We start from the raw sequence: 12177 nt of genomic DNA, 5'->3' as shown, positions 1-12177 counted from the left end.
CCTACTCATCCCCTTTTCGGTATTCCTGTGCAATCTGCATGAACAACGATTCCAGGTTTTGTCCTGGAGTGACCGCCTCTTGATAAGCTAATACGCCGCCGGCAATGATACCGACATGGTCAACGATTTGTTCGACTTCAGATAAAATATGGCTGGAAAGAATTACGGTAATTCCTTGCTTCGGGAAGGAGCGAATCAACTCGCGTTGCTCCTGAATACCAATGGGGTCTAGTCCGTTGGTTGGCTCATCTAAGATCAATAGCTTGGGATGATTGAGGAGAGCAATGGCAATGCCCAGCCGCTGTTTCATACCCATCGAGAACTGGCCCGAGCGCTTTTTCCCGGTATGGGTCAAATCAACCATGTTCAGCACTTCATCAATCTGCGAATCAGGCAATCCGAGCAACGTTGTACGAACTTTGAGGTTCTCTCTAGCTGTCAAATTCTCATAGAGTGGAGGGGATTCGATCAGTGCGCCGATCTGAGCAAGATCTTTTCGGGACCAGGGTTTTCCTTGAAATAAAATCTCACCGGATGTCGGGCGTAGCATACCGGTTAACATTTTCAAGGTGGTTGATTTTCCAGCCCCATTTGGGCCAAGTAGTCCATAGACGGAATTCTCCTGAATAGACAGTGTGACGTTGTTCACCGCCTGTTGTCGTCCGAAGGTTTTGCAGAGATTTTTAGTCTGTAAAATAATGTTATCCATATCAGTTCATCCTTTTCATTTGTTCTGACAACTACTTTAAAGATCAATTCTAAGAACTTTATAAGGATTTAAAATATTAATTTCAAACTTTATGCATTCATGCACTATTCGCTATAATGGATACAGTGATGTAGGAAAGGGATGTAATCATGAAGAAGGTCATCGTAATCGGATCAGGAATTCTGGGGGCATCGACAGCATACCATCTAGCAAAAATGGGTGCTAATGTCATTATTGTAGATCGTAAAGATAAAGGACAGGCTACTGATGCCGCTGCTGGCATTATCTGTCCCTGGCTATCACAGCGACGCAATCAGGCTTGGTACCAGCTAGCCAAAGCGGGAGCACGTTTTTACCCTGGGTTGATTGAAGAACTCAAAAGCGAGGGAGAAACAGAAACTGGCTATGCTCAAGTGGGGGCTCTCAGTATTCATGATGATTTGGAGAAAATCAAAAAAATGGAGACGCGGGCACACTTACGACAAGCGGATGCACCGGAAATCGGTGAAATTACCCGGCTAAATGAAAAAGAAACCCATGAACGGTTTCCTTTGTTAGTAGAAGGTTATCATTCTGTTCATATTAGCGGTGCCGCCCGAATAGATGGGCGTGCGCTGCGGGATGCGTTGGTCCGATCAGCACAAAAAAACGGGGCGGTCCTTATACAAGGAAATGCTACGCTTCAATATGAGTCCGACCATGTAACGGGAGTAGTGGTCGGTGCACAAAGCTTCTCGTCTGACAAGGTCATTGTTTGTGCAGGTGCATGGGCAAATCAACTACTGTTGCCTTTGGGCATTCATTTTAAGGTTAGTTATCAAAAAGCACAAATTATGCATTTGCAGGTTCCTAATAGGCAAGACACAGGCACTTGGCCTGTAGTCATACCGCCTTCTGATCAATATCTGCTGGCTTTTGATAAACAGAAGATCGTAATAGGGGCGACTCACGAAAATGAAATCGAAGGTTACGATACGAGAGTAACAGCAGGGGGGATGCAGGAAATTCTGGATAAAGGTTTAGAATTGGCCCCTGATTTAGCAAACAGCACTTTTCAGGAGGTAAGAGTTGGTTTCCGTCCTTTTACACCCGGTTTTCTACCGGTGATCGGAGCTGTTCCAGGCTGGGATGGTCTTATAGCGGCAAATGGGCTTGGAGCATCCGGGTTGACCATGGGCCCCTTTATTGGAAATCAGCTGGCAAAGTTGGCACTTGGAATGAATGTAGATATCGATATCAATGATTATGATATTCGAAAAGCCATAGATGAAAGTTGAGCCTTGACTGAGGAGAACAATATATATACTTACTGAAAAAGTCGCCATATTGGCGACTTTTTGTTTTAGTGCATATTTATTTTATACGTCATTCATCATGTCATTGAGATGCGAATTCTCCAACGATTGTGTTAGGGTTTGCATGTTTTTCAAGTAGTCGATTTTATAGATACAGGAATAGATCACATTTAATACATAGTCAAAAGCAATTTGCGACGAAAATGTACCAATCTTGGCATGTTTTACTTCGTCATTAGGCACCCGGATACAGATATTACTGAGTTTGGCCAATTCACTTTGATTGGTTGCTGTAATTATGATAAAAGGGATATTTTCATGTGCGAAATGCCGTGCTGCTTTTAAAAAAATCGGCGACTTTCCGTGGTAAGTTAAAAACACAGCGCAGTCCTGTGTCGTAAGATTAGCCGTATGGTAAGCCCATTCAGACAGCTCCGTAGCTATAACCACATACTTGTTTATTTTTACCAATTTATTTTGGAAACTTTTCGCACGGATTTGTGAATCGCCCAACGCATATATAAAGATCCTTTTCGCTTGATCCAGCAATAGGGCTGTTTGCGACAATGAATCATCATCCATGAATGTAAAGTTTTTTTCAATCGTTTCTTTCATTAATTCTGCAATTTCTTTCGCCACTTGAAGTGGGGATTCATCATAACCGAAGGGATAGTTGGGGTCTACATTGGAAATGTTCTGGGTGTTCTGCTGAAACTCCCGAGCAAGTTTGATTATAAACTCCTTGAAGCCCGATAGCCCAAGTTTATGTGTTAATCGATTAATTGCGGAATGCGAAGTATACGTTGCCTTTGCAAGCTCCTGAATATTTAAGTGCAGGATACTTTCCTTATGAAGCAAAATATAGGATGCAATGCTTTTTTCGTTTGGTGTAAAGTTTTGCATTTCTGATAATTGTATTAGTATTTTCAACAGGTTCACCCCGGCTCAATTGAATAAAACGTTCGAAAAATAATATGAAATAAACATTTTGTTTAAAAATAAACAACCATTTTTAAAAATAATCGGTTGAATGTACCATTATGGTGGCGAATCCTTTACGATCAACGTTCTTCTTTTATAATAAATGAAAAAGAGCCTAAGGGGGAAATAATATGCTTACCATCGGTTATATTGGAAATGGGAAAAGCACGAACCGTTATCATCTTCCTTTTTCATTGAACAGAGCTGAATTGAAAGTGAAGACGATATATGCCCGTAATCTAGATAAAAGGGAGTGGAAAAAAATCCCCGAAGTGCTGTATACAGATAATATAGAATCTTTAATGAACGATAAGGAGATTCAGTTGATTGTTATCTGTACACCTGTAGAATCCCACTACTCTTATGCGAAAATGGCGCTAGACCACGGGAAAAATGTACTTGTTGAGAAACCTTTTATGTTAACCAAAGAAGAAGCCGTGTCGATCTTCCAATATGCTAAAGAGAAAAATTTGGTTATACAATGCTATCAGAATAGACGTTACGATTCGGATTTCCTCACTAGCCAGAAGGTTATTGAATCAGGAAAGCTTGGAGATTTACTGGAGGTGGAGATGCATTACGATTATTATCGCCCTGAGATCCCGAACTCCACTTCTCATTTTTCCAGATATAACAGTTACCTATATGGACATGGCGTTCATACCATTGACCAGGTTCTTTCCTATTTTGGGAAGCCGGACACAATCCATTATGATGTTCGTCAATTGCTGGGTACTGGGAGAATGAATGATTACTTTGATCTGGATTTTTATTATCCCTCGCTCAAGGTATCCATCAAATCCAGCTTTTTTCGCTTAAAAGAGCGGCCGGGTTTTGTCGTACACGGCAAAAAAGGCGTTTTTATAAAGCAAACGAAGGATCGCCAGGAGGAGCATCTGAAATTATACTATCTGCCTAAGGGACACTCCGATTTCGGCATAGACCAGCCCGAGCATTACGGCATCTTAACATATCTTGATGATAAAGGCGAGTATCATGAAGAAAAAGTCGTTTCTGAAAAGGGTGATTATGCTCGAGTATATGACGATATCTATCAGTCGATCGTACTTGGTAAAGAAAAAGTGATTAAAGACGAAGAGACGATAATTTGTATGGAAATACTTGAAAAAGGTATAGAGGAGTGCAACTAAAATGAAGTTGGGAATTGTCGGAGCAGGGATGATCGTAGGGGATCTATTGAGCTTTATTCAGGATATCCCGACTATTTTATTAAAGGCAATTTGTTCTAGACCTAGTCATGAGGAAAAATTACTGGATTGGCAACATAGATATGGAATCTCTCAGATTTATTCGGATTACAGCGAGATGCTGATGAATCGTGAAGTGGATACAGTTTATATCGGGCTGCCTAATCATCTTCATTATTCATATGCCAAAGAAGCATTATTGAGTGGCAAACATGTCATTTGTGAGAAGCCGTTTACTTCCAATTTGCAAGAATTCCTAGAGCTAAAAGAAATTGCTCAGCAAAGAAAACTGATATTGGTGGAAGCCATAACAAATCAATATTTGAAAAATTATTTGTCCATGAAGGAGTATCTATCTAAACTTGGTGAGATCAAAATCGTTGAATGCAACTATTCTCAATACTCATCTCGGTATGAAGCTTTCAAAGCGGGAATAATCCAGCCTGCGTTTAATCCAGAAATGTCTGGTGGAGCCTTGATGGATATTAATTTATATAATATTCATTTTGTTGTTGGATTCTTCGGGAGCCCTAAGAAAGTGGAGTATTGGGCGAACATGGAGCGTGGAATTGATACTTCAGGTATGCTGCTGCTTGATTACGGTGATTTCAAGTGTGTCTGCATCGGTTCAAAAGATAGTACGGCCCCCAATGCCGTGAACATTCAAGGCAATAAGGGCTATATACACATGGCAAGTTCAGCTAATATATGCGACTGCTTTGATTACACTGCGAATAAGGAAATGCCAATTCGGGTGGATCTAAAAGATCATTCGCATCGAATGTATGACGAATTCGTTGAATTTGACCGTATCATCCGAGAAAACGATTTGGAAAAAGTTTCGGATATGCTTGAACATAGTGAAAAGGTCATGAAGGTCATCGAGGATGCCAAGCAGTCCGCCAATCTTGTATTTGGCCCTGATCCACTTTCACTGTGTTCAACCCCTAAATTTCTAAATGATAATTGAATGTTTTAACTAATATGTCTATTGATGAAGAAACTGAATTGGGCTCATGGCGGTTACCTCTTTAAAATGCCGATGGAACGAAGAAACACTCATGCTGGCGGTGTCTGCAAGATCTTCGTTCCGAAAAGACTGGTCCCAATTCCGACAATATAGTCAATAGCATCTCGGATTCGATAGGTGCTGCTTCCTTCGACTGCAATCTGAGCCAATTCGACTCCATAAGGTCCCTGCACTGGAGAAAAGAACGGGTCTTTGATCTAATTCTTCAAGTCATAATCCAATCATGAGGAAATCTCTTTTGTTAAAGTAAATAATTGAGATGAGAAATCGTATTTCTCCGCAATATTAAAATCCTGTCCCGCCTTATGAGGCGGGGTGAGTATAAGTCCAATGTTCATTAACTCGCTGCCGGTAAAACGTTGGCCCAGCTCTTCCACAAAATATACTGCCATTTCGTTCAGCCCGACTAGCTTTAGTCGTAAATAAGCTTGATTCGGACGCGAGAGCACCTGGTACCAACCGACGAGAGCATGCTCACATTCTGCATCAATGACCATCCAGGCAGTCTCATTTTTTTCAAAGGGACTTAGCAGACGGTAAAAGGTTCCCTGTGTAATTAATCGTCGGTAACGTTTATACACTTGTATTTGTTTTTTAATTACATTGCACTCTTCTTCGGACAAAGCCAATGGGTCAAGTTCATAACCGAATATACCAAAGTAGGCGACATTGGATCTGGTTTGCAGCGGTGTGGTTCTGCCTATCTGGTGGTTCGGGATGGTTGACACATGAGCACCCATGCTGCTAAGCGGATAGGCCATGGAAGTGCCATACTGAATCTTCAGACGTTCTATAGCCTCACTATCGTCGCTTGTCCATGTTTGCGGAGCATAATAAAGCATCCCTGGATCAAACCGTCCTCCACCGGAAGCACAGGACTCAAACAAAATCTCAGGGTGTTCGGTAATCAGCTTCTCATATAAAGCATATACACCCAAGACATAGCGGTGAAAAAATTCGCCCTGTCTTTCCTTGCCCAGAGATAACGAATAGGCTTCTGAAATACAGCGATTCATATCCCATTTTACGTATTCGATCCGAGCAGAAGAGAGCACGTCATCCATTAACTTAAACAGGTAATCCACAACAGGCGGTTGGGAATAATCAAGAACATATTGATGGCGTCCATGCTTGCGTTGACGGCCGGGTGTTCCCACAACCCAGTCTGGATGCTCCCTCATAATATGAGAGTCGGAGTTAACCATTTCCGGCTCGAACCAAAGACCGAATTTCATCCCGAGCGCATTGATCTTCTTTGCCAAATTCGAGATCCCGTTCGGTAGCTTTTCAGGATTTTCAAACCAGTCACCGAGGGAAGAGGTATCATTGTTTCTTCGACCGAACCATCCGTCATCCAAGACAAAGAGTTCAATCCCCAGTTCACCTGCTTTTTTTGCCATATCAACTATTTTCTGCTCAGTAAAATCAAAATAGGTCCCCTCCCAGTTATTGATCAATACAGGTCGTTCCCGCTCGGTCCAACTGCTGCGAATTAAGTGTTTATTGTACAGGCTATGGTATGCTTGGCTCATGCCATTTAAACCGCTCTCAGAATAGACCAGAACTGCTTCAGGCGAATAAAAACATTCTCCTGGCTTCAGGGTCCAGCAGAATTTGTCAGGATGAATGCCGATCATCAATCGGGTAGTTGAATAGCTGTCCACTTCCGCCTGAGCAAGAAAGTTCCCGCTGTAAACGAGATTAACCGCATACACTTCTCCTTGGTGTTCCTGTGATCCAGGTTTGGCAAGCGCCAGAAATGGGTTGTGAACATGACTACTAATTCCTCGTGTGCTCCCAATCGACTGTAGCCCAGGTCTCAATGGTGTACGCTCCACATGACGTTCCCTACCCCAAGCCCCTGATAAATGAATAATTTCATATTCGGAGTCAGGGAGATCAAGACTCAGGCTCATTAGACGGTTGACTCTCAGGGGATTATTCCCGGAATTCGTTATGGATACGGATCTCGTGATCACGGGCAGTTCGCTGAAGATGGTGTAAGCAAGCACGGCCACCGCTCCTGTAAGAGAATCGGTCAGCGTGATGAGGAGTGTCTCTGCTTCATGTGCTTCCTTACAAAACGTAGCTGGAAGATGGGGGATTTTAGGCTTCTCAGCGATTACCTCGTAACGATCATAAGTGAACTCCATTATATGAGATCCGTCCTCCTGTATGATCTCAATTGCCGGCTCTCGAAAGTCTCCACTTCCCGCAGAAGGAAATTCCTGCTTAATACTTTCCAACGATGTCACCAAGTCACTATCAAACTCACCGACAGACACGGGACGGTAGCTTCGCTCGATAAAACGGTCATATTGACCCAGGTACTCTATTTTTTTGCCGTAATATAAATGCTCCAATTGCCCGTTCTCCATGACACGGAAAAGATAACTGCAGTATTTGTTCGTTAAGTGAAATGTCCGTTCCTTTTGGTTAACTTGTAGACTAGCCATGCCCATAGCCCCTTTCAAAATATGTCAAACTACTTGAAAGCGTTATTATTAAATCAGCATAACAAAGGTAGTGATAGAAAATACATGACTTTTTTTAAGTCGAATATAGGAAAAACAAAGAACCTTACAAAAAACTATAGTTTAGAGCTAAACCTTTTCTTGATATTTGTCATCCTTAACTTATGCTATACTGATAAATTAACAAGCATAGGTTCTTTATTTGGGAAAATGGGGAGGATGCCAATGGGCGAGAATATGATTCAATATGTTGATACGTATACCAGTTCAGAGCATAAAAATATATCAGATTTGATTTTATATAACTGTGGCACAGAGCTCTGCTTATCCAATCAGAATTTTGGACCCATCGCCCGCGATTTTAATCTGGTTCATTTTGTGCTAAAAGGACGAGGTAAGTTGGTGATTGACAACAAAAATTACGATATAGGAGAAGGACAGGCTTTTTTAATTCCGGCCAATAGGGTGGCTTATTACCAGGCGGATGAAGCCGAGCCTTGGGAGTACTGTTGGGTCGGCTTTATGGGCATTAAATCCGACATCTACCTGCAGAACATATCACTTCCAAGCCAGAACCCTTATGTAATCGATATTGAAGATATTACGTTCTTTCATTCCACGATTCTTGAGATGTTGCGGATCGGAGATAACACACTTTCTTCATCGTTGGCTATACAGGGGTATTTATTCCATATTCTCGCCAAACTTGTGCACGACTTGGGAGAAACGATGTCGGTAAAGGAGCAGCTTCCTTATTCGGTTCAAGCGATAAACTTTATTGAGAAAAACTACATCAGCGGCATCCAGATTAGTGAAGTAGCGGAGTACCTCGGTCTACATCAGAATTATCTGACCTCCGTTTTCAAACTTGAGACTGGTGAAACGCCTAAACAATATCTGATAGACCTTAGGATTAAAAAAGCGTGCGAACTGCTGCAACATACAGACTATTCGATTCAGGTCATATCAAATTCGGTCGGCTATACCGATCAATTGACCTTTTCGCGAGCTTTTAGAAATGTAATGAGTATATCTCCCAGTGCGTATAGAAAACAATTTCTTTGATTTTGCTATATTAATCTATAAAAATATTTGTATTTAGAAGCGTTTTTTTTTGCTATCGTAAAACTGTAGATTTTTTCCTGCATGGCATATTCAACAATTGTAGGAAGAGTACTTTTTACGGGAGGAGAATTCCGCACGTGGATTTCATTATTGCTTTTATTCCAGCCGTTGGCTGGGGAGTTATGCCGATATTGGCACATATAACAAAAGCCAGTCCCCGAGAACAGCTGACAGGTACCGTGATTGGTGCTGTGCTGTTTGCCCTGTGCTTGTATATCATTCACCCTACCTCATTAGCACCGATTCATTTTGTGGTAAGTTTTATATCTGGTATTTTCTGGGCTGCTGGACAATTGCTTCAGTTTCAAGCTTTTCAAAAAGTAAGCGTATCGATCGCCATTCCTGTGATTTGTGGTCTGCAGTTAATAGGTACGACGCTATTTGCCGCACTTATTTTGGGTGAATGGATAACAGGGTACCAATATGGGATAGGCGTTGGTTCTCTTCTGTGTATATTGGCAGGGGTTCTGTTAACCAGCTATCAGGGCAAGTCTGCTGGGTTGTCCAAGCCTTTGCCGGTACCCATTATCATAATGTTGGTTTGCTCGGGGTTAGCGTTAAGTAGTTATGTCGTTATTAATCAGTTCTTTCATATATCGGGACTATCCGTTATTCTGCCGCAATCGCTCGGTATGCTATGCTCAGCTATGGTCATGAACCTGAAGGGCAAAAAGCGGCTACGATTCTCTCTGGTGGTTCGCAATTTACCTACAGGATTGGTTTGGAGCATCGCGAATCTAGCATTATTTATTTCCAACGGGCTGATCGGCATGGCGGCTAGTTTTCCGATCTCTCAAGCGAGCATTGCCATTGCTTGTGTTGGCAGCCTTTTAATATTTAAGGAAAAGAAGAGTCCAAAGGAATGGATAGGCATACTTGCGGGAATTACAGTACTTATGATTGGAGTAGGAATGATTAGTATGCTTAAGCCTTAAGGAATCGAGACCCTTTCCTTTGAGTAACGAAAAGAGCTTATCCATCCATGGGGTACGCTTTTTGGGGATTGACAGAGGTATGGCTGCATGAGAAAATGTACGCGCGTACATAAAATGATTTGGAGGTGGGTAATATCGTTTCGCGCAAGGAAGTAGCAGAACTTTCCGGCGTGTCTGAAGCGACGGTATCTCGGGTCTTGAATGCAGTAGGTCCTATCAAAGAGGATACGCGGAGAAGGGTTCTGGACGCAGCTAATCAGCTTGGATATGTACCCAGTGCGCTGGCTCGTAACTTTGCCCGGAGTAAGAGTGGCCATCTTGGTGTAGTTATGCCTTATGTCCCGAAGGCGCACCTGTTCTCAGCCTATTTTTTCTCTGAGATGCTGAGCGGTATCGGAAACAAGGCCAGAGACAGCGGGCTCGATCTGCTTCTATTGTTCCGAAAGCCGGGGGAACGGATTGATTACAGTACTCTTTTCCGCCAGCAAAGAATCGATACCTGTATCATCCTTGGAGCCAGGGATGACCACGATGAGGAGGAAGCTCTAAAGAGACTTCAGGAAGAAGGACGTCCGTTCTGCGTCATGAATCACCATTTTGAAGGGCAATCGTTCTGTGAAGTGGATGCAGACCATGTAGAAGGCAGCCGGGCGGCTGTAAGTCACCTCATCGAGCAGGGATACAAGCGGATTGCCTTTCTCAACGGCCCGGACATCTATTCCAACAGTACTGAGCGATTGAAGGGTTACCGTACCGCGCTTCAGGAGGCCGGTATTGAATATGACCACGATCTGCTTCTGGAAGGTAATTACAGCCGTCGAAGCGGGCTCGAAGCCTCAGCTACAATCGCAGACAAATTGAATGATATTGATGCTGTATTTGCGGCGAACGACCGGATGGCCCTCGGGGTAATGCAGGGTCTCCGTGAGCGCGGACTGGCAGCAGACCGGTTTCCGGCGTTTGTAGGCTATGACGATTCGGATGCGGCTGAGATGGCTGTTCCGCCGCTAAGCAGTGTCCGCGTACCTTTTTATGAGATGGGGGAGCTTGCAGCCTCGAAGCTTATACCCGATTCTCTGAATCTTATTCCAGCCCTGGAACTAACCGGGCGCGACTCGATAAGAGAACTCCTGTCCACAGAGCTGATTGTCAGGGCGTCATCCATTCGTCCATAACACCATGCGTCAAAAATTCGTTGAAACTCAGACCCATAAGGAGGATCACGACATGTCTAATCGTCTTCGTATCGGAATGGTTGGCTACAAATTTATGGGCAAGGCTCACAGCAACGCTTACCGTAGTCTACCCATGTTCTTCCCAGATGCCCCGCTGCAGCCAGAGATGTCCGTTATCTGTGGACGCAACGAGCAGGGGGTTCAGGCAGCTGCCCGCCAGTACGGCTGGACCGAAAGTGTTACGGATTGGCGTGGTCTAGTGAAACGTAACGATATTGACCTCATTGACATTAACGCCCCGAGTAATGCCCATAAGGAAATTGTCGTTGAGGCAGCCCTTCATGGCAAGCATCTATTCTGTGAGAAGCCACTTGCGCTCTCACTGGCGGATTCACGTGACATGCTGCAGGTAGCAGAGGAAGCAGGGGTCAGACATATGGTAGGCTTCAACTACCGTTTTTCTCCGGCTGTCCAGCTGGCTAAGCAGCTAGTCGAGAGCGGACGCCTAGGCAAAATTTATCATTTCCGTGCCTTCTTTCTTCAAGACTGGATCATGGACCCGTCCTTCCCCCTGGTATGGCGGCTGCAAAAAGAAGTGGCCGGTTCTGGCTCTCATGGTGATCTTGGCGCCCATCTGATTGATCTCGCTCGCTTCTTGGTCGGCGAGTTCCATGAAGTGATCGGCATGAGCGAGACATTCATCAAACAGCGCCCGTTGGCTTTGGAGATGAGCGGGTTGAGCTCCATAAGGAGCACTGAAGCAAATGCTCCGATGGGAGAAGTGACAGTCGATGATGCCACGTTGTTCCTGGCACGCTTCGCCGGAGGTGCGCTGGGCAGCTTCGAGGCCACACGTTTTGCTGCCGGACATCGGAGCACAAATTCATTCGAGATCAACGGTAGCCTAGGCAGTGTGCGGTTTGACTTTGAACGAATGAACGAACTGGAAGTGTATTTCACACAGGATGAGGAGGACGTTCAGGGCTTTCGCCGCGTACTCGCCACCGATCCGGCACACAAGTACTCCGAAGCCTGGTGGCCTGCAGGACATACGATTGGATTCGAACATACCTTCACCCATGAGATGCTTGAGATGTTGAGTGCCATCTCTGAAGGACGGCAACCGTCGCCGAACTTCCGTGACGGTGTTGCTTGTCAGGCTGTGCTTGAAGCGGTAGAACGATCCATAGAGGAACGTCGCTGGGTATCCATTGAAGAAATGTAGTATAACAATACATTCCGAAA

10 protein-coding genes and 1 pseudogene are annotated in these 12177 nt (G+C 44.0%); 7 read left to right on the top strand and 4 right to left on the bottom strand.

Annotation, left to right across the window (positions count from 1 at the left end; genetic code table 11):
* Position 1: 1 nt before the first annotated feature.
* Positions 2 to 709 carry a lantibiotic protection ABC transporter ATP-binding protein gene (locus AOU00_RS00265; protein ID WP_069289620.1) on the bottom strand — a complete coding sequence of 236 codons (708 nt, stop codon included), beginning with the start codon at positions 707 to 709 and terminating at the stop codon, positions 2 to 4.
* Between the two features lie 149 nt (positions 710 to 858).
* Here AOU00_RS00265 and AOU00_RS00260 point away from each other — a divergent pair, with 149 nt between their 5' ends.
* Positions 859 to 1986, top strand: a complete 1128-nt coding sequence (locus AOU00_RS00260) for an NAD(P)/FAD-dependent oxidoreductase (RefSeq protein WP_069289619.1) — start codon at positions 859 to 861, stop codon at positions 1984 to 1986.
* Between the two features lie 81 nt (positions 1987 to 2067).
* Here AOU00_RS00260 and AOU00_RS00255 read toward each other — a convergent pair whose 3' ends face one another.
* Positions 2068 to 2934 carry a MurR/RpiR family transcriptional regulator gene (locus AOU00_RS00255; RefSeq protein ID WP_069289618.1) on the bottom strand — a complete coding sequence of 289 codons (867 nt, stop codon included), beginning with the start codon at positions 2932 to 2934 and terminating at the stop codon, positions 2068 to 2070.
* 182 nt (positions 2935 to 3116) lie between these two features.
* Between AOU00_RS00255 and AOU00_RS00250 the strand changes: the two genes are divergently transcribed.
* Both AOU00_RS00250 and AOU00_RS00245 read left to right on the top strand, forming a co-directional pair.
* The gene (locus AOU00_RS00250) at positions 3117 to 4136 is read left to right on the top strand and encodes a Gfo/Idh/MocA family oxidoreductase (RefSeq protein ID WP_069289617.1); all 1020 of its coding nucleotides are present in this window, start codon (positions 3117 to 3119) and stop codon (positions 4134 to 4136) included.
* 1 nt (position 4137) lies between these two features.
* On the top strand, positions 4138 to 5163 hold the full coding sequence (locus AOU00_RS00245) for a Gfo/Idh/MocA family protein (RefSeq protein ID WP_069289616.1): 1026 nt from the start codon (positions 4138 to 4140) through the stop codon (positions 5161 to 5163).
* Between the two features lie 21 nt (positions 5164 to 5184).
* Here AOU00_RS00245 and AOU00_RS25510 read toward each other — a convergent pair.
* A pseudogene (locus AOU00_RS25510) lies at positions 5185 to 5396 on the bottom strand (AraC family transcriptional regulator); the annotation flags it as partial.
* Positions 5397 to 5444: 48 nt separating this feature from the next.
* Positions 5445 to 7679, bottom strand: coding sequence for an alpha-galactosidase (locus AOU00_RS00240; protein WP_069289615.1), 2235 nt, complete (start codon positions 7677 to 7679; stop codon positions 5445 to 5447).
* A gap of 243 nt (positions 7680 to 7922) precedes the next feature.
* Here AOU00_RS00240 and AOU00_RS00235 point away from each other — a divergent pair, with 243 nt between their 5' ends.
* From AOU00_RS00235 to AOU00_RS00220, 4 genes are all read left to right on the top strand, one after another.
* Complete coding sequence (locus tag AOU00_RS00235; protein ID WP_069289614.1) at positions 7923 to 8762, top strand: AraC family transcriptional regulator; 840 nt, start codon at positions 7923 to 7925, stop codon at positions 8760 to 8762.
* Positions 8763 to 8899: 137 nt separating this feature from the next.
* Complete coding sequence (locus AOU00_RS00230; RefSeq protein WP_061828328.1) at positions 8900 to 9757, top strand: GRP family sugar transporter; 858 nt, start codon at positions 8900 to 8902, stop codon at positions 9755 to 9757.
* A gap of 119 nt (positions 9758 to 9876) precedes the next feature.
* The gene (locus tag AOU00_RS00225) at positions 9877 to 10932 is read left to right on the top strand and encodes a LacI family DNA-binding transcriptional regulator (protein ID WP_172828242.1); all 1056 of its coding nucleotides are present in this window, start codon (positions 9877 to 9879) and stop codon (positions 10930 to 10932) included.
* Between the two features lie 52 nt (positions 10933 to 10984).
* On the top strand, positions 10985 to 12157 hold the full coding sequence (locus AOU00_RS00220) for a Gfo/Idh/MocA family protein (RefSeq protein WP_069289613.1): 1173 nt from the start codon (positions 10985 to 10987) through the stop codon (positions 12155 to 12157).
* Positions 12158 to 12177: the final 20 nt, after the last annotated feature.

This window comes from Paenibacillus polymyxa (genome assembly GCF_001719045.1).
Classification (GTDB): Bacteria; Bacillota; Bacilli; order Paenibacillales; family Paenibacillaceae; genus Paenibacillus; species Paenibacillus polymyxa_B.
The sequence above is the reverse complement of the archived record's forward strand: the minus strand, read 5'-3'. Positions and strand labels throughout refer to the sequence as shown.

Coding starts and splice junctions, on each gene's coding strand:
- AOU00_RS00265 (WP_069289620.1), bottom strand. CDS start 709: ATGGATAACATTATTTTACAGACTAAAAATCTCTGCAAAACCTTCGGA.
- AOU00_RS00235 (WP_069289614.1), top strand. CDS start 7,923: ATGGGCGAGAATATGATTCAATATGTTGATACGTATACCAGTTCAGAG.
- AOU00_RS00250 (WP_069289617.1), top strand. CDS start 3,117: ATGCTTACCATCGGTTATATTGGAAATGGGAAAAGCACGAACCGTTAT.
- AOU00_RS00245 (WP_069289616.1), top strand. CDS start 4,138: ATGAAGTTGGGAATTGTCGGAGCAGGGATGATCGTAGGGGATCTATTG.
- AOU00_RS00260 (WP_069289619.1), top strand. CDS start 859: ATGAAGAAGGTCATCGTAATCGGATCAGGAATTCTGGGGGCATCGACA.
- AOU00_RS00240 (WP_069289615.1), bottom strand. CDS start 7,679: ATGGCTAGTCTACAAGTTAACCAAAAGGAACGGACATTTCACTTAACG.
- AOU00_RS00220 (WP_069289613.1), top strand. CDS start 10,985: ATGTCTAATCGTCTTCGTATCGGAATGGTTGGCTACAAATTTATGGGC.